Origin of the sequence: Marinobacter denitrificans (genome assembly GCF_008795955.1) — a bacterium.
Taxonomy (GTDB): domain Bacteria; phylum Pseudomonadota; class Gammaproteobacteria; order Pseudomonadales; family Oleiphilaceae; genus Marinobacter; species Marinobacter denitrificans.
In genome coordinates this window covers 1,263,308-1,287,665 of the sequence record NZ_VMHN01000001.1, presented here as the reverse complement: position 1 = coordinate 1,287,665, position 24,358 = coordinate 1,263,308, and the positions used below count along the sequence as shown (strand labels likewise).

General features: G+C 58.6%; 20 protein-coding genes. 16 read left to right on the top strand and 4 right to left on the bottom strand.

Annotated elements, in window-relative coordinates; translation table 11 throughout:
• Window positions 1-35 precede the first annotated feature (35 nt).
• On the top strand, window positions 36-701 hold the full coding sequence (locus FO268_RS05970; protein WP_150990709.1) for a class I SAM-dependent methyltransferase: 666 nt from the start codon (window positions 36-38) through the stop codon (window positions 699-701).
• Between the two features lie 426 nt (window positions 702-1,127).
• On the opposite strand, the gene FO268_RS05965 is transcribed toward FO268_RS05970, so the two are convergent.
• Window positions 1,128-1,481 (bottom strand): VanZ family protein, encoded by a 354-nt coding sequence (locus FO268_RS05965; protein WP_225316510.1) that lies wholly within the window; start codon window positions 1,479-1,481, stop codon window positions 1,128-1,130.
• A gap of 144 nt (window positions 1,482-1,625) precedes the next feature.
• Between FO268_RS05965 and cysZ the strand changes: the two genes are divergently transcribed.
• From cysZ to FO268_RS05950, 3 genes are all read left to right on the top strand, one after another.
• The gene (gene cysZ / locus FO268_RS05960; protein WP_150990705.1) at window positions 1,626-2,381 is read left to right on the top strand and encodes a sulfate transporter CysZ; all 756 of its coding nucleotides are present in this window, start codon (window positions 1,626-1,628) and stop codon (window positions 2,379-2,381) included.
• Window positions 2,382-2,416: 35 nt separating this feature from the next.
• Window positions 2,417-5,281 (top strand): RNA polymerase-associated protein RapA, encoded by a 2,865-nt coding sequence (rapA, locus tag FO268_RS05955; protein ID WP_150990702.1) that lies wholly within the window; start codon window positions 2,417-2,419, stop codon window positions 5,279-5,281.
• Window positions 5,282-5,384: 103 nt separating this feature from the next.
• Entirely contained in the window at window positions 5,385-7,838 is a 2,454-nt protein-coding gene (locus tag FO268_RS05950) for an acyl-CoA dehydrogenase (protein ID WP_263645059.1), read from the top strand.
• A 7-nt stretch (window positions 7,839-7,845) separates the two neighbouring features.
• Here the strand turns inward: FO268_RS05950 and FO268_RS05945 are convergent, their stop codons facing one another.
• Both FO268_RS05945 and FO268_RS05940 read right to left on the bottom strand, forming a co-directional pair.
• Window positions 7,846-9,516: a GMC family oxidoreductase gene (locus FO268_RS05945; protein ID WP_150990698.1), complete on the bottom strand. Its 1,671-nt coding sequence runs from the start codon at window positions 9,514-9,516 to the stop codon at window positions 7,846-7,848.
• A gap of 28 nt (window positions 9,517-9,544) precedes the next feature.
• Window positions 9,545-11,056, bottom strand: coding sequence for a CoA-acylating methylmalonate-semialdehyde dehydrogenase (locus tag FO268_RS05940; protein WP_150990696.1), 1,512 nt, complete (start codon window positions 11,054-11,056; stop codon window positions 9,545-9,547).
• 187 nt (window positions 11,057-11,243) lie between these two features.
• Between FO268_RS05940 and FO268_RS05935 the strand changes: the two genes are divergently transcribed.
• The 4 genes from FO268_RS05935 (at window position 11,244) to FO268_RS05920 (ending at window position 13,939) form a co-directional block, all read left to right on the top strand.
• The gene (locus FO268_RS05935; protein ID WP_150990694.1) at window positions 11,244-12,158 is read left to right on the top strand and encodes a LysR family transcriptional regulator; all 915 of its coding nucleotides are present in this window, start codon (window positions 11,244-11,246) and stop codon (window positions 12,156-12,158) included.
• A 118-nt stretch (window positions 12,159-12,276) separates the two neighbouring features.
• Window positions 12,277-12,657, top strand: coding sequence for a fluoride efflux transporter CrcB (crcB, locus tag FO268_RS05930; RefSeq protein WP_137436223.1), 381 nt, complete (start codon window positions 12,277-12,279; stop codon window positions 12,655-12,657).
• 241 nt (window positions 12,658-12,898) lie between these two features.
• On the top strand, window positions 12,899-13,105 hold the full coding sequence (locus FO268_RS05925) for a cold-shock protein (protein ID WP_007154967.1): 207 nt from the start codon (window positions 12,899-12,901) through the stop codon (window positions 13,103-13,105).
• A gap of 138 nt (window positions 13,106-13,243) precedes the next feature.
• Window positions 13,244-13,939: a lysophospholipid acyltransferase family protein gene (locus FO268_RS05920; RefSeq protein WP_150990692.1), complete on the top strand. Its 696-nt coding sequence runs from the start codon at window positions 13,244-13,246 to the stop codon at window positions 13,937-13,939.
• A gap of 4 nt (window positions 13,940-13,943) precedes the next feature.
• Here FO268_RS05920 and FO268_RS05915 read toward each other — a convergent pair whose 3' ends face one another.
• On the bottom strand, window positions 13,944-14,672 hold the full coding sequence (locus FO268_RS05915) for a dienelactone hydrolase family protein (protein WP_263645058.1): 729 nt from the start codon (window positions 14,670-14,672) through the stop codon (window positions 13,944-13,946).
• Between the two features lie 264 nt (window positions 14,673-14,936).
• On the opposite strand from FO268_RS05915, the gene ald reads away from it, so the two are divergent.
• The 8 genes from ald (at window position 14,937) to FO268_RS05875 (ending at window position 24,341) form a co-directional block, all read left to right on the top strand.
• Entirely contained in the window at window positions 14,937-16,055 is a 1,119-nt protein-coding gene (ald, locus tag FO268_RS05910; RefSeq protein WP_150990688.1) for an alanine dehydrogenase, read from the top strand.
• A 23-nt stretch (window positions 16,056-16,078) separates the two neighbouring features.
• Entirely contained in the window at window positions 16,079-16,651 is a 573-nt protein-coding gene (locus FO268_RS05905) for a glutathione S-transferase N-terminal domain-containing protein (RefSeq protein ID WP_150990686.1), read from the top strand.
• 379 nt (window positions 16,652-17,030) lie between these two features.
• Window positions 17,031-18,383 carry a carbohydrate porin gene (locus tag FO268_RS05900; RefSeq protein ID WP_225316509.1) on the top strand — a complete coding sequence of 451 codons (1,353 nt, stop codon included), beginning with the start codon at window positions 17,031-17,033 and terminating at the stop codon, window positions 18,381-18,383.
• Between the two features lie 30 nt (window positions 18,384-18,413).
• Complete coding sequence (locus FO268_RS05895) at window positions 18,414-19,685, top strand: ABC transporter substrate-binding protein (protein ID WP_150990682.1); 1,272 nt, start codon at window positions 18,414-18,416, stop codon at window positions 19,683-19,685.
• Between the two features lie 5 nt (window positions 19,686-19,690).
• Entirely contained in the window at window positions 19,691-20,683 is a 993-nt protein-coding gene (locus tag FO268_RS05890) for a carbohydrate ABC transporter permease (protein WP_150990680.1), read from the top strand.
• Window positions 20,684-20,745: 62 nt separating this feature from the next.
• Window positions 20,746-21,522, top strand: a complete 777-nt coding sequence (locus tag FO268_RS05885) for a carbohydrate ABC transporter permease (RefSeq protein ID WP_404802911.1) — start codon at window positions 20,746-20,748, stop codon at window positions 21,520-21,522.
• A 16-nt stretch (window positions 21,523-21,538) separates the two neighbouring features.
• Entirely contained in the window at window positions 21,539-23,155 is a 1,617-nt protein-coding gene (locus FO268_RS05880) for an alpha-amylase family glycosyl hydrolase (protein ID WP_150990676.1), read from the top strand.
• A 49-nt stretch (window positions 23,156-23,204) separates the two neighbouring features.
• Window positions 23,205-24,341, top strand: coding sequence for an ABC transporter ATP-binding protein (locus tag FO268_RS05875; RefSeq protein WP_150990674.1), 1,137 nt, complete (start codon window positions 23,205-23,207; stop codon window positions 24,339-24,341).
• Window positions 24,342-24,358: the final 17 nt, after the last annotated feature.

Genomic DNA, 24,358 nt, shown 5'->3' with positions numbered 1-24,358 from the left:
CAATGCCTCCCCTTGGCCTGTGCCCCGGAGTAAACATGACCCCTGACATTCTTGACCAGCACCTCGCAAAAACTCTGAGCCGTGGACGGGTGGCAGCCACAGCTCCGGCGGGATGCCCTGACATTTCGCTGTATCTGTTCGACCCTTCGGTTCTGGAAGGCCCGATCAGTCACGATGAAGCCCAGGCTGTGGTGGCTGAACCGGCGTATTGGTCGTTTTGCTGGGCAAGTGGCCAGGTGCTTGCCGCCTATATTCTCGCCAATCCTCATCTGGTCAGGGGCGAGACAGTACTGGATTTCGGGTCCGGTTCGGGCATTGTCGCGATTGCGGCCAAGATGGCGGGGGCGAGGGAGGCCATCGCCTGTGACATTGATCCGGCGGCACTGGATGCTGTGGAAGCCAATGCCAGGCTGAACGGCGTCACGGTGTCTCTGTGTAGCGACTGGAACGCCCGGCCAAGCCACGTGGGCGTGGTGACAGCGGCGGACGTGTTGTATGACCCGGATAACCGCCCTCTGTTGTCCGTTTTCAGGCTGACTGCGCCACGGGTGTTGCTGGCCGATTCACGGATGAGGGAGCTGGGAGATGACCGGTACCGGCAGCAAGCGGTAATCGAGGCCCGCACCTGGCCCGACCTGCACGAGTTCGAAGAGTTCAATCGGGTGCGGGTTTACCAGGCCGCAGGGGGCCTGGCCGGATAGAGAAGCACAAAAAAAAAGGGCAACCTCTCGGTTACCCTCTTTCGGAACAGGCGCGTCCTTGCGCGATGGGCAACTATCCTGTTGCCGTTTTCCTTTGCCCGTCCCTGGTGCCAGCGTCCGAGCCGGCGATCCGATTAGATATCCCTTAAGCGAGGCGTCCCTGTGTCCTTGCCTCTCCCGGCGTCCAGTTGCCGGGGTGCATCCAGTGCGTCGTCCTTTTCCCTGTCATCCTTGATGTAACCACTATAGCAACTGAAATGTTATATGTGAGTGAAATATGCATGTCGGGAAGGTTACAATCTTTTTACAAATCAGATAATTCGTTTTATATCAATGATTTGGTAATTTATGCTTGATCCAAGTTATGTAAGCGTACGTAACAGAGCAGCAAGAGCCTACGGCTTTGTAGGAAATATCTCACAAGCCTCAGGGCGAATCTCGCACATCCGTTTTTTCGCAAGCTTGCGCGGCTCGTCGCCTGATGAATGCAGGGCAAGGCAGAAGGCCGATGGCAATGCCAGCGGCGTCCGCCACAATGTCGGCCACTGCAAAGGTGCGATAGGGTAACTGGGCCTGTACGATTTCAATCGTCACCCCAAAGGCAAGCAGGCCGCAGGCTATCCAGAGGCGGCTCAGCCCGGGCCAGGCCAGGCGTGTGACAATCGTCAGTTGCAGGAAGGCCAGCAGATGATTCAGCTTGTCGCTGTCCGCCGAAGGAACCGGGTAGGGCTCGCTGGTGGTGGCCAGGTAGAGGATGGCTGTTGCGGAAATTATCAGCATGGCCCTCCAGAATGGCTGATAATCAAGCAGAAAACGAATGCGTTGTGTCAGAAATCCCATGTACACCGTCGGGCTGTGGTGGAGTTTGCAACATGATATGCTTTGCGCCCCGTCACTGTCATCGAAGCTGAGGTGCTGCGAGGTATGTTGAAAGGAAACTTTTTCCGCGGTCTGGGATATCTCGGAGAGGGGTTCCGGTTGATACGGCAGCCGGGGCTGAGGTTGTTCGTTGTTATTCCGCTTGTCATCAATATTCTGTTATTCGGGCTCCTGTTCTACTTCCTGGCCGAACTTTTTACTGGCATGATCGCCGCCGCCATGAGTTGGCTGCCGGACTGGGCCTGGTTGCAAAGCCTCGACTGGCTGTTCTGGATACTCTACGGGGCCGTGATTCTGTTAATGCTGGCTTACGGATTTGTGATTGTGGCTAACCTGATCGGCTCTCCCTTCTACGGTTATCTTGCAGAAGTGACGGAGAGGCACCTGACGGGGCAAGAGGTCAGTACGGACGACAGCTGGAGCCAGATTGTCCGGGACATTCCCCGCGCGCTCTGGCGCGAAGTCCAGAAGATCATCTATTACCTGCCCAGGGCGATCGGCCTGTTTATCATCGGCGTTATCCCGGTGGTGAATCTGGTCGCAGCAGTACTGTGGTTTGTTTTCAACTGCTGGATGATGGCGCTGCAGTATGTGGATTACCCGGCGGACAATCACCGGGTCAGCTTTCCCGCCCTGCGCCGTCTGTTAGGGGATACCCGTCTGTCAGCCCTCGGGTTCGGGCTGCCGGTTGCGCTGGCCGCGATGGTGCCGGTACTGAATCTGTTTGTGGTGCCGGCAGCGGTTTGCGGAGCAACTGCCTACTGGGTACGTGAAAACGGGCCGTCGGACACAGACGTATAACGCCGTTAAAGCAAGCTGAATCTGTCGGAGGTTTCTTGGATACATCGGAATTTGTAATCGGCCAGCGCTGGGTCAGTCACAGCGACACAGCACTTGGGCTCGGGATTGTCACGGATATTTCCGGGCGCCGGGTCACCCTGGGTTTTCCCGCCGCCGACGAGGAGCGCACCTACGCCATCGACAATGCCCCGCTGTCACGGATCATCTATCAGATTGGGGAGGAAATTGAGACCTTTGACGGCGAGCGGTACGTGGTTCGTGCGGTCGAGGACCTCGGGGGCGTGCTGATGTATCACGCCGACAACGGAAGCGAAAACCTGACCCAGATTTCCGAAGTGAAACTCAGCAGCGTGGTGGATTTCTCTGCGCCCCACCAACGTCTGTTTGCCGGCCAGTTTGATCGCAATGGCGCGTTCCGTTTGAGGGTCGCGACGGCGCAGCATCAGGACCGGCTGCGGGCCTCATCAGCCCAGGGCCTGATCGGCGCGCGTACCCAGCACCTGCCGCACCAGATCTATATTGCCCACGAAGTCGCCACCCGTTATGCGCCCCGGGTATTGCTGGCGGACGAAGTTGGGCTGGGAAAGACCATCGAGGCCGGGCTGATTCTGCATTATCAGTTGCATACCAGTCGTGCTCGCAGAGTGCTGATTGTGGTACCGGATTCCCTGATTCACCAGTGGCTGGTGGAAATGCTGCGGCGGTTTAACCTGCGTTTCTCCATCATTGATCAGGGTCGATACGAAGCCATGGAGGACTTTGACGATCTGTCGGATGAAGAAGACGATCTGGCCGACGCTGACGAGAATCCGTTTGAAAGCGAACAGCTGGCCCTGTGCAGCCTGGATTTCCTGATGTCCAGTGAGCAGGCCCAGGCGGACGCGATCGCAGCGGGATGGGACCTGATGGTGGTGGACGAAGCCCATCACCTGGCCTGGAGCCCTGACGTGGCCAGCCCGGAGTATCGTCTGGTTGAACAGCTCTCTGCGGTCAGCAACGGTTTGTTGTTGTTGACGGCAACGCCGGAGCAAGTGGGGGTGGCCAGCCATTTTGCACGCCTGCGTCTGCTGGATCCTGCACGCTTCCACGACCTGGAGGCCTTCAGGGAAGAAGAAAAACAGTACGAAGTCATCAACCGGGTGGTGGCCCGTATAAATGAGCAGGGTATAACAGCCTTTTCCAGCGAGGACCGACGTTCTCTGGAGGAGTGGCTGGGCGATGAGCTTGGTGCGTTGATGTCCGCACAGCAGCCGGAACAGGCGGTCATTGATGCTCTGCTGGACCGCCATGGCACCGGGCGGGTGCTGTTTCGTAATACCCGTGCAGCCATCAAGGGGTTTCCGGAGCGTCACCCGTTGCCGGCTGCATTGCCTTGTCCCGAGCTTTATCAGGGCAATGACCTGTGCCACGGCAGCGCAGGGCTGACCCCCGAAACAGCCGTGGACGAGGAGCATTGGCTGGCGGAAGACCCCCGAGTGGCCTGGCTCGAAAAGACCCTCACGGGACTGAAACCCGCCAAAGTGGTGGTTATTTGTGCCCATGCCTCCACCGCAATGGCGCTGGAACACTATCTGCAGCTTCGAGCCGGCATCCGCAGTGCTGCCTTCCATGAGCACCTCAGTCTGATCGAACGGGACCGGGCCGCTGCCTATTTCTCCGATACCGAGCAGGGCGCCCAGGCGCTGATCTGTTCGGAAATCGGCAGTGAGGGCCGCAATTTCCAATTTGCTCATCATCTGATCCTGTTTGACCTGCCGGCCAACCCGGACCTGCTGGAACAGCGGATTGGCCGCCTCGATCGTATCGGGCAGACAGACACCATCGACATACACATTCCTTACCTGCAGGGAACCGCGCAGGAGATCCAGTACCGTTGGTTTGAAGAAGGATTGAATGCGTTCAACGAAAGCTGCTCTGTGGGTGTTGCTGTGCATGATCACGTTGCATCGCAGTGGCAGGCTGCCATTGATGGGCAGGTTGATCAGATGCCGGCGCTGCTGGAGGCCTCGCAAAAAGAAGCGGAACGCCTGCGCACCCTGTTGCGAAATGGCAGGGATGCGCTGATCGAGCTCAATTCCTGCCGGCCGGAGGTGGCGGACGCACTGATCGGCCAGATCGAGGCGGAGGAAGAATCTGCCCAAGTACGGGATTACATGATTGAGGCGTGCGACATCCTGGGTGTGGATGTGGAAGATCATTCCGAACACGCGGATGTGCTCCGCCCGGGAGAGCAATACCAGGCGGGGCACGTGACGGAACTGCCAGAAGACGGGATGACCGTTACCTGGAGCCGTCAGCAGGCTCTTGAACGCGAAGACATGGCGTTCATGAGCTGGGAGCATCCGCTGGTGACCGGGGTGATGGAGTCGGTGACCAGTTCCGGGCTGGGAAAGGCCGCACTGGCCAGCATGACGGTCAAGGCACTGCCTCCGGGCACGCTGCTACTGGAGGCGCTGTTCACGGTGCATTGTCCGGCGCCGGAATCGCTGCAGTTGTCGCGCTACCTGCCGGTGTCGCCGTTGCGGCTGCTGGTGGACGTGAACGGGCGGAATCTGTCAGCGACATTGCCCCACGACAGGCTTAACGATATGTGCTCCAACATTCGCAGGCGAACCGCGCAGGCCATCGTGCCCCAGATACGCCCCCAGGTGGAAACCATGGTTGACCATGCAGAAAATCTGGCCGAACCACACCTGGAGCCACTACGAACCTCTGCCCTGTCCCGGGTAAGGGAGGTGTTCGGGCCGGAAATCCGCCGTCTGGAGGCAATGCAGAAGGTAAACCCGGCCATCCGCGATGAGGAGATCGGATTTTTCCGGGAGCAACTGGCAGCGGCGGAGACTGCGCTGGGCCAGGCCAGTTTGTCTCTGGAAGGTATTCGGGTGATTGTAACTGCCTGATGGTGAACCAGTTGCTAGCCAGGCTTCATCTGATCAGGTAGGTTGAACGTAACAAATTGTAGTTTCTGACATTCATAACCACGGACGACAGAGAGTATCCATGATGACTTTCATACTGTTTCTTGTTGCTGTTGCAGGGCTCCTTGTTGTAATGCGCAATGAATCAGGCGCCAAACCCGCCATCGGGGTCATGGTAGTGACAGGCCTGCTTTCCCTGTTCTTCGCCTCGGGCGTGCTGGCGCTGATTCTGTTTATTGGTGCAGCGATCACAGCCGCCGCCGGCCTGCCCGGCTTCCGCCAGAGCTGGCTGACTCCGCGGGTGTTTGCCATGTTCAAGAAAGTCGCTCCAAAGGTTTCAGATACCGAAAAGGTGGCTCTGGAAGCGGGTACCGTCAGTTGGGACGGTGAGCTGTTTACCGGCCGTCCTGACTGGCACAACCTGCTGATCAACCGTAATACCGGCTTGTCAGAAAAAGAACAGGCGTTCGTCGACAACCAGTGCACCCAGGCCATTTCCATGTGCAATTCCTGGGACCTGGCGGTTGAGCGTGCCGATCTGCCGGCGGACCTGTGGGAATTCCTCAAGAAGGAAAAATTCTTCGGCATGATCATTCCCGAGGAATACGGTGGCCTGCATTTCTCTGCGAAAGCCCAGACCGCTGTACTGCAGAAGCTGGCGGGCAATGAAATGCTGATGGTTACGGTGGGCGTACCCAACTCACTCGGCCCCGGCGAACTGCTGGTGAAGTACGGTACCGAGGAGCAGAAGAATCACTATCTGCCGCGCCTTGCTGATGGTCGCGAAATTCCATGCTTTGGCCTTACCGGCCCGCGCGCCGGTTCCGATGCTACGTCGCTGCCGGACACCGGTATCGTCTGCAAGGGCGAATTCGAAGGCAAGGAAGTGCTGGGCTTGCGCCTCAACTTCGAGAAGCGCTGGATCACCCTGGCGCCGGTCGCCACCGTGGTGGGCCTGGCGTTCCGCATGTTCGACCCGGACGGTCTGCTGGGCGATACCAAGGACTATGGCATTACCTGTGCGCTGATCCCCCGGAATACCAAGGGTATGGAGATCGGCCGTCGTCACTGCCCTATCGGTACACCGTTCATGAATGGCCCCATCAAGGGCACCGACGTATTCATTCCGCTGGACTACATCATCGGTGGCCAGGAAATGGCAGGGCAGGGCTGGCGCATGCTGGTTGAATGCCTCTCCGTTGGCCGCTGTATAACGCTGCCATCTGGCGCGGCTGGTGCGGCTGCTTACTCCGTGGGCACGGCGGGCGGCTTCACCCGTATCCGTCGCCAGTTCAATACCCCGGTGGCGGATATGGAAGGCGTGCAGGAGCCCCTGGCTCGCATTGCTGCGAAAACCTACATCGCCCAGTCAGCGGTGAACCACACTGCAAACATGATCGACAGGGGCGAAAAGCCGGCAGTACCTTCGGCGATTCTCAAATACCACCTCACCGAATTCCAGCGCGGGGTGCTGACAGACGCCATGGACGTGCACGGCGGCAAAACCGTGACGCTTGGCCCCCGCAACTACCTGGGCATCGGCTACAGTGGAGCGGCGGTGTCCATCACCGTGGAAGGCGCCAACATCATGACCCGCAGCCTGATGATCTTTGGCCAGGGTGCGATCCGCTGCCATCCCTACGTCCTGAAAGAGCTGGCGGCCAAGGATAACGATGACATCGATGCATTCGACGACGCCTTCTTTGGTCATGCCGGCCTGATCTTTGGCAACGCTGCCCGTGCCTTTACTCAGGCGCTTGGAATTGGCAAGGCCGATGTGCCATTCGACCACGTCGCTCGCAGGTACGCCCAGGGCGTAGCCCGCTTCAGCGCCGCTTTCGGCCTGTGTGCAGACGCCGCGATGACCACGTTGGGGTCCGAGCTGAAAATGCGTGAGCTGATTTCCGCACGCCTCGGCGACGTGTTGGCCAATCTCTATCTGGCCTCTATGGTGCTCAAGAACTGGCATGAAACCCAGCCGGTGGATGGCGAACGGGACCTGATGGAATACAGCATGGCACTGCTGCTGTATCGCACCGAAAATGCCATGGATGAGTTCCTCCAGAACCTGCCCAATCGCCCGGTAGCCCTGGCCCTGCGTGTCATCACCATGCCTCTGGGTCGTCGCTGGGACAAACCCCACGACGACCTGACCCGCAAGCTGGCCCGGGCAATCTCAACCGACAGCCCGATTCGCGAAAAACTGCTGGCTGGCTCCTGGACTACGGCCGGTGAAGGCAAGGGCGCGGTTGCAAACCCCGTTGCCCAGTACAACAGCCTGCTGAAAGACTACGACAAGGCCGAACAGCTCTACCGTAAGGCCACCAAGGCCTACGCCAAGGGTCAGTTGCCGATGGAGGCCCTGCATCCGGAAGAGCGCTTCGAAGCCGCACTGGAAGCGGACATCTTCACGAAGGAAGAGGCCGAATTCATGCGTGAATACGAAGCGTTGGTCCTGGAAATGCTGACCGTGGACGATTTCCCGTTCGACGAGTTTGCGCGCAACAAGGACACGCTGATCGACCACAACCCGGCCTGATCAGCGACTAATCGCCGCCCAGGATCCAGCGGGCGGCTTTTTCCGCAATCATCAGGGTGGGCGAGTTGGTGTTGCCACTGGTAATGGTGGGCATCACGCCGGCATCGACCACCCGCAGACCTGCCACCCCCCTCACCCGCAGGTGGGGGTCCACTACGGCGAGCTCATCGTCGGCACGGCCCATTCGGGTGGTGCCTACCGGATGGAAAATGGTGGTACCGATATCTCCGGCCAGTTTGGTGAGTTCCTCGTCGGTCTGGTACTGCAGGCCCGGTTTGTACTCTTCAGGCTGGTACTGCATGAAAGCAGGCTGTTCTGCGATGCGTCGGGTCACCCGCAGTGAATCCGCGGCCACTTTCCGGTCTTCCGGTGTGCTCAGGTAATTGGGGGCAATGGCCGGCGCCTGTTTCGGATCTTTGCTGCGAATACGTACCGTGCCACGGCTGGTCGGATTCAGGTTGCAGACACTGGCGGTAATGGCCGGGAAGTCATGCAGCGGCTGACCGAAGGCGTCCAGGCTCAGGGGCTGGACGTGATACTCGATATTGGCGTAATCGTACTCCGCGGAGCTGCGGGTAAACAGGCACAACTGAGACGGTGCCATGCTCATGGGGCCTGAGCGGGTGAGCAGGTATTCCAGCCCGATGCGGGCCTTGCCGACCATTGAATTGACCATGGTGTTCAGGGTAGTGACCCCCTTTACCTTGTACACAGAGCGGATCTGAAGGTGATCCTGCAAGTTCTCGCCAACCCCGGGCAGGTCTTTGACCACATCAATACCATGCTCTTTCAACAGGTCAGCCGGGCCAATGCCGGAAAGCTGCAGCAACTGCGGTGAACCAATGGCGCCAGCTGAGAGGATGACCTCCCGTTTTGCCCTGGCAACAACCTCACCGTCAACCGGCCGGTCAACACGCACGCCCGTGCAACGGGGCCCGGAATCGGAGGTTTCCGTTTCCAGGCCGAGCACGTGGGTGGAATGCCAGAGGGTGAGATTGGGGCGTTTCCGGGCTCCACGGAGGAAGGCCTTGGCGGTATTCCAGCGCCAGCCCGAGCGCTGGTTCACTTCGAAATAATCGACACCTTCATTATCCCCCCGGTTGAAGTCCCGGGTCCGGGGTATTCCGGCCTCGACGCAGGCGGTGGCAAAGTCCTCCAGCACTTTCCATTTCAGGCGCTGATGTTCCACGCGCCATTCACCGCCGTGGCCGTGATACTTATCGTGCTCCGGCTCGGCGTCGCCACCGTCATCCAGGCGGTAGTGGTCTTCATGGCGCATGAAGTCGGGCAGGCAGTTGTCCCAGCTCCAGTCTTCTTCATCGGTGATCTCCGCCCACTGGTTGTAATCCCGGGCCTGGCCGCGAATGTAGAGCATACCGTTGATGCTGGAACAGCCGCCAAGGGTTTTGCCCCGGGGATAGATGAGCGTGCGCCCGTTAAGGCCGGGGTCCGGCTCCGTGCGGAAGCACCAGTCGGTGCGGGGGTTGTTGATGCAGTACAGGTAGCCCACCGGAATGTGAATCCAGTGATAGTTGTCCCGGCCGCCGGCTTCGATCAGCAAAACCCGGTTGGCCGGATCTGCACTCAGCCGGTTGGCCAGCAGGCAGCCGGCAGTGCCGGCGCCTATCACGATGTAGTCGAACTCGTGATGTCCCTGTGCTTTTTTGTTGTCGGACATGGCGCTTTCCCCGCAGCTGGTTCAGCCGTTACTTGGCAGTCGGCATGACAAATTCTGCGCCGGCGTCGATAGAGTCGGACCAGCGCTGCATGATGGATTTCTGGCGTGTGTAGAACTTCACGCCTTCTTCACCATAGGCGTGGGTATCGCCGAACAGCGAGCGCTTCCAGCCACCGAAACCGTGCCAAGCCATGGGCACCGGAATTGGAACGTTAATGCCCACCATGCCCACCTGGATACGACGGCCGAATTCCCGCGCCACGGTGCCGCTTTCGGTGAAGCAGCTGACGCCGTTGCCGAATTCGTGGTCGTTGATCAGCCGGATGGCGGTGGCGATATCCGGAACCCGCACACAGGCCAGTACCGGACCAAAAATTTCTTCCCGGTAAATGGTCATCTCCGGGGTTACGTGATCGAACAGCGAGCCGCCCATCCAGAAACCGCCTTCACAGCCTTCGCCGGTGCCGGAGGCGTCAAACTCACGGCCATCAACCACCAGTTCAGCACCCTCGGCCACACCCTTGTCAATGTAGCCGGTAATGCGCTGATGTGCCGCGGCCGTGACGATGGGGCCCATCTCGGCGTCGAGCTGCTCACCGTTTTTCACTTTCAGCGTACGGGCTCGTTCAGCCAACTGCGGCATGATCCTGTCGGCTACATCGCCAACCAGTACCGCCACGCTGATGGCCATGCAGCGCTCACCGGCACTGCCGTAGGCAGCGCCGATCAGGGCGTCCACCGCCTTGTCCAGATCGGCGTCAGGCATCACCACCATATGGTTCTTGGCGCCACCCAGGGCCTGGATGCGCTTGCCGTGTTTGGCGCCTTTCTCGTAAAGCAGGTTGGCGATCGGGGTGGAGCCGACAAAGCTCAGTGCCTGCACATCGGGGTGCTCAATCAATGCTTCCACAGCTTCCTTGTCGCCCTGGACCACGTTGAACACGCCGTCAGGCAGGCCCGCCTGGCGGAGCAGGTCGGCAATCATCAGTGAGGCGCTTGGGTCCAGTGGGCTCGGTTTGAGCACAAACGTGTTGCCCGCCGCGATGGCGACCGGGAACATCCACATGGGGACCATGACCGGGAAGTTGAACGGTGTTACACCGGCCACCACACCCAGGGGCTGGCGCATGGTCCAGTTGTCGATGCCGGTGCTCACCTGCTCGGTGTAATCGCCTTTCAGTAACTGCGGAATGCCACAGGCGAATTCCACGATGTCGATGCCGCGGGCCACTTCGCCCTGGGCATCGGTAAAGACCTTGCCGTGCTCGGCGGTGATGGCGCGGGCCAGGTCGTCCTTGTGCTGGTTGAGCAATTCCAGGAACTTGAACATCACGCGGGCGCGGCGGATGGGTGGAGTATCTGCCCACGCGGGAAAGGCCGCATCGGCCGCGGCCACGGCGGCATCAACATCCGTACGACTGGCCAGGGCCACCTGTCCAGTCACTTTGCCGGTGGCCGGATTGGACACGTCCTGAGACTGGCCCGAAACGCCCGACGATATTTGGCCATTGATATAATGCTGGATGGTTGCGCTAGTCATGGTTAGCCTCTGTGTTTCCGCGTGAAGCCTTGGGACGTAGCACTAGATGGTACTCGTCCGGCTTTTTGCTAATATTGGTGGAATTTTAACCATAAGCCTAGAGTGGACCAGAGGCTAAAGCAATTGAGCTTTTTAAAAACACAATATAAAGTATTCTTATATCACTTTTGGGCGAATGGGGCTTCCTATGCATTCCCTTCAGAGCCTGCGGGCCTTCGTTATGGTTGCTCGTGAAGGCAGTGTGTCCCGCGCAGCAGCCCGCCTTCACCTGACACAGCCGGCGGTGAGCCTGAAGCTCAAGCAACTACAGGATGAACTGGACCTGAAACTGTTCCTGCGCAAGCCCCAGGGGCTGGTTCTCACACCGGACGGCCAGGCGCTGTTGCCTTTCGCCGAGAAAGCGCTGGCCACCATGTCGGCATTCGACCAGAGCGCCCGGGCACTACACAGCACCCTGCGGGGTCGACTCAGGCTGGGCACCATCGTTGACCCCGAGTTCATTCGTCTGGGGGCGTTCCTGCATCGGTTGGTGGAGCGCGCACCCATGCTGGAAACAGAGCTGAGGCAGGGAATGAGCGGCAGCGTGCTGGAGCAGGTTCGGGATGGCCGCCTGGATGTCGGTTTTTTCCTCGCGCCGCCCGGTGTCGGCCCGGGCGCGCTGGCGCCCGAAGTTGCTCACCGGGAACTGACACGGTTTCACTATTACGTGATTGCTCCGGCGGGCTGGGGCCCGCGAATTCTTTCGAGCGAGTGGCCGGACCTTGCAGCCATGCCCTGGATCGTGACCCCCGAGAACTCTGTTCATCACCGGTTACTCAAGGGCACCCTGGAACCGCTGGGGCTAGTGCCCTACGGCGTCGCCCAGGTGGACCAGGAAGCCTGCATGCTGGACCTGGTACGGGCCGGAGTCGGCCTCAGCCTCGCCAGGGACGCCCTGGCCATGGCCGAGCGCCAGGAAAGGGGTCTGGTGGTCGTGGAAGGCATCCAGTTGCCCTGTGCCCTGAGTTTCATCTGGCATCGCGATCGGCAGGATGAACCACTGATTGCCGAGGCGTTGGAGGCTCTGGCAGGAGTCTGGGGCCTCAGTGGAACAATAGCTTAACGTGGAGCGATTGCTTAACTTGTAGGCTGTTTGACGGCATACTCAGCATAACGCGGCTGGGCGTCGGAGGCCTCCGACGTCCGGCCAGACTCCCAAGCAAGAAGTATGGAACCGCAGAATGTGGCTATCAATTCTGGCCGTCAGCGCCGGAGCCGTAATAGGCGCTAACCTGAGATGGGCCCTGGGCCTGTGGCTCAACAGCAGCTACCACGCCATCCCCTACGGCACCCTCGTTGCGAACCTCTCCGGCGGCTGGCTTGTCGGCCTGCTGATCGGCTATTTCGTGCACGGCAGTTCCCTTGCGCCCGAGTGGCGACTGTTCGCCATCACCGGCCTTTGTGGCGCACTTACTACCTTCTCCACTTTCTCCCTGGAAATGTTTTCTGCCATCCAGGAAGGCAAGTGGAGCATGGCCCTGGCCGGTATACTGGCCCACGTGGTTGGCTCTATCCTTATGACCGCATTGGGAATTTATACCTTTGGTCTGGTCCGCGGATGAATGGGTACCAGTACTTATGCAATAAATTGAAAATAGGCTTGGCAATCCCGGTAACAAAGAGTAAAGTTATTTTCGTAGGAAAGATTCAGCAAAGCTTTCATGAATAGAACGTATCTCCGCAGTTAGTAGTGACCGTCCTGTTTTTGATTCCGCGAGTTCTGTATTTCCGTAAACGCTGATCGGGCATCATGTCGATGGCCTGGCAGCAAGATAAAATGATTGATTTCAGGAATGTTTAAGTATGTCTACTACTACCGGCACTGTTAAGTTCTTCAACGAAGCTAAAGGCTTTGGCTTTATCACTCGTGAAGGCGGCCCGGACGTATTCGTTCACTACAGCGCAATTCAGGGCAGCGGTTTCAAGACCCTGGCAGAAGGCCAGCAGGTTGAGTTCACCGTTACTCAGGGCCAGAAAGGTCCTCAGGCGGAAAACGTAACTGCTATCTAAACGATAGTTGTTACCGCCAGAAAGGCAGCTTCGGCTGCCTTTTTTTGTGCCCGGGTTTTGTGATTCTGGCCCGGATATGACATCTTTTATCCCCTGCCGCTTGCGATAGCAGAGTCGTTATATTGCCCAGGGGCCCGTATGCTGAAAATCCTGAAAGCAGTCTGGATACTGTTCTGGGCCGCGCTGCTCACGCTGATTCTTTTCCTGCCCATCGTAATTGCCGCCCTGGCAGGCCGAAGTGGCAATGCCGCCTTTTTCGGCACTCAGGTCTATGCCTGGTGCATCCTTAAACTGACGGGTATTCCGCTACGTGTTTCCGGACGCGAAAATATCGACCCGACCGAGCGCTACGTTATCCTCAGCAATCATGCTTCCTACTTTGATCCCCCGGCCCTGGTTCTGGCACTGGGACTGCAGTACCGCTGGGTAATCAAGAAAGAGCTGAGAAAAGTGCCGCTGTTTGGCCTGGCCCTGGAAACCTCACGTAACCTGTTTATTGACCGCTCCAAAGGCAGTGACGCACTGGAAAGCATCAAGCGGGGTGTGGCGCAATTGCCTGAGGGCACCAGTATTCTGATATTCCCCGAAGGAACCCGGTCCTGGGACGGCAAATTGCTGCCCTTCAAGAAAGGCGGGTTTGTGATTGCCCGTGATGGCAAGCTGCCCATTCTGCCCGTGACGATTCGGGGATCCCACGACCGCCTTCCGAAGGGAACGGCAGCGTTTTTGCCGGGTGTGATCGATATCGTTATTCACCCGCCGGTGGCTACCGCCGGTCGTGAGGCAGACGAGGTGAGGGAGGAAGTGAAGGGCACCATAGAAGGTGCCCTTTGAAGCGTCAGTCCTTGAAGACCTCGTCGTACAGTCGCATGGTCCCGTCCCAGGAACGTGTTGCGGCCTTCTCATCGTAGCCAATGGGCATGTCGAATTCCTTGGCCACCTGGTCCGCACCAGGGTTGGTGAAGGAGTGCAGAACACCGGGAAAACTGACCAGAGTCAGGTCGGCTTCGGCATCCTGCATTTCTTTCACCAGGGCAGAGACCTGGTCTGAGGGCACCATCTGGTCTGCGCCGCCGGTGTAGACGTGGATCCGGGGCTGGACCTTGCCAGCTTCAGCCTTGATGGGGCTTCCCAGTGCGCCGTGGTAGCTCACCACGGCGTCCAGATCTACACCCAGGCGGGCCATGTTCAGCACCACGGCACCGCCGAAACAGTAGCCCTGCGCCGCAATCTTGTTGCTGTCCACAGTGTCGTGCTGTTGCAGCAACTCCTTGGCCGCCATAAAGCGGGCCTTGACCTGATCAATGTCTTTGGTGGCTTCCTTCATGAATTGCTGGGCATCCTCAGGATGTTCCGCCAGCTTGCCGGAACCGTACATGTCCAGGGCGAATGCTGTGTAGCCTGCTGCAGCAAGCTTTTCTGCCTGCGAACGGGCAAATTCGTTATGTCCCCACCATTCATGAACTACAAGAACGCCGGGGCGTTTGCCATCGGCTTCGTCGTCGTAAGCCATGTAGCCGGTGAAGGTCTCGCCGTTAACTTCATATTCCACGGTTTCTGTCTGCATTTCTGCTGCTACCTGCGCGCTTGCCAGGGTAATGGCTGCGGCCAGTGAAAGTGCCGCGGGCCTGGAAAAGGCAGCGGCAGTTAGCGCACGTTTGGGAATGTTCATTCGTTCCTGCTCCATTTGGGTCGATTGTCTGATGGGTCCTGGGTTTTACGCCGGGATCCACTGAACCGATGCATTCAATTGCTACTGCCGGTGTGACACCTTTTTACTACACTCTAACGGATGACACATTGTTTACCGGATGGATTCAAGGGGCAACGAATGAAGATCGGCGTACCGAAGGAAATCAAGAATCATGAGTACCGGGTAGGAATGACTCCCGCAGCCGTGCACGAACTTTGTGGTCACGGGCATAGCGTCTATGTCCAGGCAGATGCCGGCTCGGCCATCGGATTCAGCGATGAGGATTATCGGAAGGCCGGCGCGGAGATTCTTGAGGATGGACCCGCGATATATGCCGCCGCAGAGATGATCGTCAAGGTGAAGGAACCCCAGGCCAATGAGCGCGCGTTGTTGACGCCGGAGCACATCCTGTTCACCTATCTTCATCTGGCACCGGACCAGGCACAGACGGACGACCTGATAAAATCCGGTGCTACCTGCATTGCCTACGAAACCGTGACTGACAGCCACGGTCGGTTGCCGTTGCTGGCGCCCATGTCGGAGGTGGCAGGGCGAATGTCGATTCAGGCCGGCGCCCACTGTCTCGAGAAGTCCCTGGGAGGGCGTGGCGTGTTGCTTGGCGGTGTGCCCGGCGTCAGCCCGGCGCGGGTAACGGTGATTGGCGGCGGGGTGGTGGGGCAGAATGCCGTGGCCATGGCCATCGGGTTGGGCGCACAAGTCACTGTTCTGGACAGGAATATGGATGTGCTGAGAAATCTCGACCATCTGTACGGTAACCGTATCAGCACGCTTTTCTCCACCGCGGCCACTCTGGATGAGGCAGTGACCGAATCGGACCTGGTTATCGGCGGGGTGTTGATTCCGGGTGCATCCGCGCCCAAGCTGGTCACCCGTGATATGGTCAGCAGAATGCCGGAAGGGAGTGTCATCGTGGATGTGGCTATTGATCAGGGCGGTTGTACCGAAACCTCCAAAGCCACCACCCATGATGCCCCTACCTACGTGGTGGATGGCGTTGTGCACTACTGCGTCGCCAATATGCCGGGTGCCGTTGCCAGGACTTCTACCCTGGCGCTCAATAATGTAACACTGCCGTTCATTGCCGCCCTGGCAAACAAGGGCGCCGAGCAGGCGATGAAAGACGACCATCACTTGCGTAATGGCCTCAATGTCTACCAGGGGAAGGTGACTTTTCGCGAGGTGGCAGAGTCCACCGGTTACGAGTTTGCTTCCCCCGAGTCTTTGCTCGGCCAGTAACCCCATCCACACCAGGAGATTCCATGAAACTGATTGGCTCTACCACATCCCCCTATGTGCGGCGTATCCGCCTGTTGCTGGGCAGCAGTGACTACGAGTTTGTGAACCTCGACATCTATGGCGAGGGCAGGGACGAGCTCCGGCGCAACAATCCGGCGCTTAAAATCCCCATGCTTGTTGACGGCAGCCAGGAGGTCTACGACTCCCGGATAATTGCCCGTTATATCAGTGAGAAACAGGGACTCGCCCCGTTGACCTGGGATCAGGAAAACCAGCTGACGCTGATTGATGCGGCCAACGACTCCGCCGTTATCCTGCTGCTGGCGTCCCGCTCGGGTATCGACACCAGTGAGAACCTGATGTTCTTCAACCTCCAGCGGGAGCGCATCATGATGACGATGCGAACCCTTGCGGCCATGGTCGATGAGGGCCAGTTCAGCCAGTGGAACTACCCGGCCATCTGCCTCTACAGTCTGGTGGATTGGGTTGATTTCAGGGACCTGGTCGATTTTACCGGTGTGGAAAGCCTTCTCAGTTTCCGGGATCACTATCGCAACGATGAACTGGTAGGCACCACAGACCCGAGAAAATCGTAACATTCTGGCAGGCCGGGCCCCGCCTGGCCTGCTTTCTACCCTGAAAAATTAAGTTAAAATTAAGTTCTCCTCAAGGTTGCAGAACCTATCTATCGAAATTATCTTGGTCGTTACTTAATCATTTAAGTTCGTGTGCATTCAAATTGCAGCCGGCAAATATGATTGAGAAACAACGATAGCTTGGGCCGTACGAGAGCCCTCTGATTCATTGACGTTATGGCAATTCCTGTGAAAACAGGATTTTTTTGTCGCATAACTTAATGCATTAAGCTCCAGCTCAAAGCTGTGTGGAAATCAGACCTTACAACAACAAGATGAGGTTCCAACAATGAGTTTTCGCATTTCACCGTGCCCTCGCCCGATGGCAATGGCAGCTACCATGTCAGTATTCACCTTTTCCGTTGGCGTGCAGGCTCAGGAGAGCGTGGAAGAGCGCCTGTCGGCGCTGGAGCAGCAGCTGGCAGACGTCGAACCCCACGCCCGGGGCGATCAGGGCTTCTCTTTCAACACCTACGCCCGGTCCGGGCTGCTTCTCAACAGCGATGGCAAAAGCGCCCCCGGCGGCCCTTACCTGACCCCGGCCGGTTCTGTGGGCGGGGCGGTCGGCCGGCTTGGCAACGAGCCGGACACGTATCTGGAAGCCATCCTCAACTACAAGAGCGTGGCCGAGAACGGCACCAGGTCCCATTACCGACTGATGATTGCCGATTCCACCACCTCCAGTAACGACTGGACTTCGGACGATGGCGCCCTCAACGTTCGCCAGGCCTATGTGGAATTCAGCAACCTGGCCGGTTTCACCGGCATTTTCGAAGACGCCTCCATCTGGGCCGGTAAGCGCTTTGACCGGGACAACTTTGACATCCACTGGCTCGACAGCGACTTCGTCTTCCTGGCAGGCACCGGGGCCGGTCTCTACGATGTCACCTTCAGCGAGTCGGTGAAGTCCAACTTCTCACTCTATGGCCGCAGCTTTCTGGACTTTCCGTCCGACCCCGACGCCACCGAGGGCACCTCGGATACTGACAACCTGATCCTCACTGCCAACAACTACTTCGGCAACGTTCAGTGGATGCTCAATGGCATGTCCGCGGCGGATAACGATGAGCGTGTGGTCGGCGGCGTCATGGAAGCGGCCGACACCGGCGTGAATACCATGCTGGCCTACCATGGCGACAGCTTCTTCGGACTGTCGGATGGCAACTTCAAGGTGGCGCTGTTACACGGCCAGGGCCTGGGCACGGAGGTCAAGAACATCGGCGCCGATGGCAACCTGCACGAAGACGCCGTCAGCACGCGGGTCGCCCTTTACGGCACCACCCGGCTGAGCGACAGCTGGCGGGTTGCTCCAATGATCATGGCGGAAACCAGTGAAGACCGTTATGTGGAAGGCGACGAATACCAGTGGCTCACCTTCAATACCCGCCTGGCCAACGAGCTGGGGGCCAACTTCGAGATGCAGTACGAGGCTTCCTGGCAGATTATGGATCTGCAGACGCAAGGCTATGAGGGGCGTGCTGACGTCGATGGCGACTACGCCCGTTTTACCATTGCTCCAACCTTCAAGCCACAGGCCGGCGGCTTCTGGAATCGCCCGGAGATCCGTGTCTTCGCCAGCTACTCCACCTGGGATGATGAGCTTGACCGCTATGATGGCGGTGATGCCCTGGGCCAGGAAGACTTTGGTGGTAGCCAGTGGACCTTTGGTACCCAGATGGAAATCTGGTTCTGATACTCACAACAACAAGATGAGGTAAGCACCATGTTCAGATCCCGTGGATTTCAATGGATTCTAGGCGGCCTCGCCGTCAGCCTGCTGGCCGGGGGGCTGCAGGCCAAAACCATCACTATTTCCTGCGGTGCCGTCGGAGCAGAGAAGCAGATTTGTGAAGAAGGCACCCGGGCCTGGTCGGAGAAAACCGGTCATGAGGTCAAGGTGGTCTCTACCCCGAATTCGGCCACCGAACGCCTCTCGCTTTATCAGCAGCTGTTTGCCGCCCGCTCGGGTGACGTGGATGTGTTCCAGATCGATGTGGTCTGGCCCGGTATGTTGGCCAGCCATCTGGTGGATCTGTCGGGGTACACCGGGGGCGCGGAAGACAATCACTTCGAGGCGCTTGTAAAAAACAACACGGTGGATGGCAGCCTGGTTGCCATGCCCTGGTTTACCGACGCCGGGGTCCTGTATTACCGCAAGGACTTGTTAGAGAAGTACGGCCTGGAGGCGCCGGATACCTGGCAGCAGCTGACGTCTACCGCCAAAACTGTGATGGACAAAGAGCGCGAGGCGGGTAATGACCGCTTCTGGGGCTATGTCTGGCAGGGCCGTGCCTACGAGGGTCTGACCTGTAACGCGTTGGAATGGGTCAGCAGCTTCAACGGTGGCACTATTGTTAACTCGGAAGGTGAGGTGACCATCAACAACGATCGGGCCGCCGAGGCGCTTGCCCTGGCCAGCACCTGGATAGGGGGCATCTCCCCGCGCAGTGTGTTGAACTACACCGAGGAAGAGGCGAGGGGTGTGTTCCAGTCCGGCAATGCACTGTATATGCGCAACTGGCCCTACGCCTGGAGTCTTGCCCAGAGCGAGGACAGTCCGGTCAAGGGCAAGGTGGGCGTCGTCGCTTTGCCTCGCGGTGGTGATGACGGTCAGCACGCCGGTACGCTGGGCGGCTGGCAGCTGGCGGTGTCAAAGTACTCGGACAATGTGGACGAAGCCGCCGATCTCGTGAACTTTCTGACCAGCTATGAAGAGCAAAAGCGTCGCGCCATTCAGGGCAGTTATAACCCGACCATCCCGGACCTGTACCAGGACGAGGAAGTGCTTTCAGCGGTTCCGTTCTTTGGCGAGCTGTTCGAAACCTTCAAGAATGGTGTTCCCCGGCCCTCTTCAGCTACCGGCGATCAGTATGGCCGGGTCAGCAATGCCTTTTTCAACGCCACCCACGAAGTGCTTGCGGGCAAGGCTGAGCCGGAACAGGCACTGAACAAGCTTGACGCCCAACTGAAGCGACTCGGACGTCGCGGCTGGTAATGACCATGGCTGATCCGACCGTTACCTCAGCAAACGCGGACGCGGGCGAGCAGTCACTCGCCCGGTCCGCTCCCCCTACACGGCGGCACAACAGAGTGCATCGCCAGCGCCTGCGCGCGGCCTGGATGTTCCTGATCCCGATGCTGGTGGTACTGGCAGCGGTTGCCGGTTGGCCCCTGATGCGCACCATCTGGTTCAGCTTTACCGACGCCAGCTTCTCGGATATCAGCACCTACAGCATGATCGGGTTCGAAAACTATCTGGTGTACGACAACGGTGCCTGGTATGGCGTGCTGGCGGACCCGAGCTGGTGGCGGGCGGTCTGGAATACGCTGTTCTTCACGGTGGTTTCCGTGGGAGCGGAAACGGTGCTGGGGCTGATTATCGCCCTGACCCTGAATGCCCAGTTCCGGGGGCGTGGTCTGATCCGCGCGGCCACCCTGATTCCCTGGGCCATTCCCACCATTGTATCGGCAAAGATGTGGGGCTGGATGCTCCATGACCAGTTCGGGATCATCAACGACATGTTGATGACGCTGGGCGTGATCGCTGAGCCGCTGAACTGGACGGCCAACTCGGACCTGTCCATGTGGGCGGTGATCATGGTGGATGTGTGGAAAACCACCCCCTTTATGGCGTTGCTGACACTGGCCGCACTGCAGATGCTGCCATCGGACTGCTACGAGGCGGCGAAGGTGGATGGTATCCATCCGGTGCGGGTGTTCTTTCGCGTCACCTTGCCGCTGATCTATCCAGCACTGATGGTGGCCATCATCTTCCGCGTGCTGGATGCGTTGCGGGTGTTCGATGTGATCTACGTGCTCACCTCCAACAGCGAGGACACCATGTCGATGTCGGTCTATGCCCGCCAGCAACTGGTGGAATTCCAGGATGTGGGGTACGGCTCGGCGGCTTCGACCGTCCTGTTCCTGATCATTGCCCTGCTGACCATTACCTACCTCTACCTGGGACGCAAACAGTTCGGAGGTGATGCATGAACCGTAAACTGCTCAGAAAAATTGTGGCGAAAGCCGGGTTTGGGCTGCTGCTGGCAGCGATCATGCTGTTCACGGTGTTTCCTTTCTATTATGCGATTCTGACGTCATTCAAGAGCGGCTCGGAACTGTTCAACATCGACTACTGGATCACCACCTTCAATTTTGAGAACTACCAGGCAGTGCTTGGGCAGAGTTCGTTCGTATCCAGCATCTGGAATTCCATCCTGGTGGCAACCTGCGCCGTTGCCATTGCCATGGCGTTTGGTCTGACCGCTGCTTACGCCCTCGGGAGAGTGCACTTCCGCGGTCGGGGAACGGTGTTGATGATTGTGCTCGGGGTCTCGATGTTTCCCCAGGTGGCGGTGCTGTCCGGTCTGTTTGAGGTTATCCGGGCATTCGATCTCTACAACGATCCGTTGGCCCTGGTCTTCTCCTACACCATTTTCACCTTGCCATTCACTGTCTGGGTTCTGACCACGTTCATGCGGCAGTTGCCGAAGGAGCTGGAAGAAGCCGCCATTGTGGATGGAGCGTCGCCGATGGTCACCCTGTTCAAGGTGTTCATACCACTGATGGGGCCAGCCATGGCCACTACCGGCCTGCTGGCGTTTATCGCCGCCTGGAACGAGTTCCTGTTCGCGCTGACCTTCACGCTGACAGACGACCAACGCACGGTTCCGGTCGCTATCGCGCTGATTACCGGCGGATCCCAGCACGAATTGCCCTGGGGGCACCTGATGGCGGCGTCGGTGATTGTCACCGTGCCACTGGTGGTCCTGGTACTGATTTTTCAACGTCGAATCGTGTCCGGCCTGACGGCGGGCGCGGTCAAAGGTTAACCAAGGAGTTACGTGTATGAGCCAGTCACAGCCCTGGTGGAAGGGTGGCATTATTTACCAGATCTATCCCCGCAGCTTTATGGACAGCAACGGGGATGGTATTGGTGACCTCAGAGGCGCGACCGAAAAGCTGCCCTATGTGGCATCGCTGGGTGTGGATGCCATCTGGCTGTCGCCATTCTTTACCTCGCCGATGAAGGATTTTGGCTACGATGTGTCTGACTACCGGGGCGTCGATCCGCTTTTTGGCACCATGGAGGATTTCCGGGCATTGATCAGCGAGGCTCATCGGCTGAATCTGAAAGTCATCATCGATCAGGTTATCAGCCATACCTCGGATGCCCATCCCTGGTTCGAGGAAAGCCGTCGCAGCCGCGACAACCCCAAGGCGGATTGGTTTGTCTGGGCCGATCCCAAGCCTGACGGCACGCCACCGAATAACTGGTTGTCCATCTTCGGTGGCAGTGCCTGGGCCTGGGACACACGGCGGGGACAGTATTACCTCCACAATTTCCTGGCGAGCCAACCGGACCTGAACTTCCATAACCCGGAAGTGCGCCAGGCCAACCTGGATAACATGCGCTTCTGGCTGGAACTGGGGGCGGACGGGTTCCGGCTGGATACCGTCAATTTCTATTTCCACAACCAGAGCCTCGCGGACAACCCGGCGGTACCGGCGGGTGAAAACAAGACATTCGTGGCAAAAGGGGTGAACCCCTACACCTACCAGCGCCATGTGAATGACCTGAGCCAGCCGGAGAACATCGGCTTCCTTAACGACCTGCGGGCGCTGATGGACGAATACCCGGAAACCACTTTGGTGGGGGAAATCGGCGATGATAAGCCCCTGGAGAGGATGGCGGAATACACCGCCGGCGATGATCGCCTTCATATGGCCTATTCATTTGACCTGTTGTCTGACCGCCACGGCCCGGGCTACGTGCGGGAAGTGGTACGGAACTATCAGCAGGGGCTTGGTGATGGCTGGCCCTGTTGGGCCTTGAGCAACCATGACGTGGTGCGGGTTGTTTCCCGCTGGGCGGATGGTGGCGAGGACCTGCGCCTGTACCCACGGGTGCTGATGGCCCTGATGCTGACATTACGGGGCAGCGTTTCCCTGTACCAGGGGGAGGAACTCGGTCTTCCGGAAGCCTCGGTTCCTTATGAAGAGTTGCAGGATCCATACGGTATCAGCTTCTGGCCGGAGTTCCGTGGCCGAGACGGATGCCGCACGCCCATTGTATGGGAGCCTCTACCGAATGGTGGGTTTACCTCAGGGAAACCCTGGCTGCCCGTGGACCGCGACCATCTGGAGTTCGCTGTTTCCCGCCAGGAAGCGGACCCGGACTCCACGCTCAATGCAGTGCGTCAGCTGATCCACTGGCGACAGCAGCAGCCTGCGCTGATTCGTGGCGATCTGAAGGTTCTTGACGATACGGGGAATGCCCTGTGCTGGACCCGGAGCACCGGTGAGCAGACCTTGCTGGTAGCACTGAACCTGACCGGGGAAGAGCTACGGCTGCCGTGTCCCTGCAGGACGTCCAGAGCGCTGGAGGGGCATGGCTTCCATGGCTACCAGGACGGTGATGAACTTGTGCTGCCACCGTATCAGGCATTTTTCGCAGAAACGTAAAACACCCGGGCCCGGTGTGTGAACCGGGCCCAACAGAGGAGTCTCCACCATGGCTTGTGTGGAACTGAAAAAAATCAACAAAACCTTTGGCAAGATTGAAATCATTCCCAGTGTGGACCTGCGGGTTGAAGACGGAGAATTCGTGGTTTTTGTCGGCCCCTCGGGCTGTGGTAAATCCACACTGCTGCGTCTTATAGCCGGGCTGGAGGAACCCACGGCCGGGGATATCGAGATCGCCGGTGAAGTGGTCACCGACCTGTCTCCGAAGGAACGGGGCGTGGGCATGGTGTTCCAGTCCTACGCGCTTTACCCACATATGTCCGTGTATGAGAACATTGCCTTTGGGCTGAAACTGGATAAGGCCAACAAGGGCAAGGTTCGGGAGTGGGTGGAAAAGACAGCGGAGGTGCTCCAGCTCACCAGTCTGCTGCAACGCAAGCCCCGTGAACTGTCTGGCGGCCAGCGCCAGCGGGTAGCCATTGGCCGGGCCATGGCCCGGGAACCCCAGATCATGCTGTTCGATGAGCCTCTGTCCAATCTTGATGCCAGCCTGCGTGTGCAAATGCGCACGGAAATTGCGAAGCTGCATGACCGGCTGCAGTCCACCATGATCTACGTGACCCATGACCAGGTGGAGGCCATGACCCTGGCCGACAAGATCGTGGTGCTCAACGGTGGCCACATCGAGCAGGTAGGCACTCCTTATGAGTTGTATGAAACCCCTGCCAGCCTGTTTGTGGCGGGGTTCATCGGGTCGCCGAAAATGAACCTGATACCTGCCAGGATAAAGTCCACAAGCCCTGGCCGATCTGTCGATGTCGAGGTGTGTGGCATGGGGACAGTAACCGTGGAGCGGGACGCCTCCCACATGGCGAATGGAGCCGCGATGACTGTCGGGCTGAGGCCTGAGCACATCCGGATCTCGCTCTCGGGGCCGGATGCAGGCCTGGAAGTGGTGAACGTGGAATATCTGGGTAACGAGGCTTATGTGTATCTGGAAATGCCCGGTATGGATGAACTGGTGGTGGTTCGTGAATCTGTGCCCTGTCAGATCCGGACCGGCCAAAGGGTGGCGCTGGACGCCGAGCCTGAGCGCCTGCATGTTTTCGACGCCGATGGCCACAGTCTTCCGCGGGTGGGGACGCACAGGGTGGATGAGACTGATCTGCAAGCCGCCAGTAACTGAAACACGGGCCAGTATGC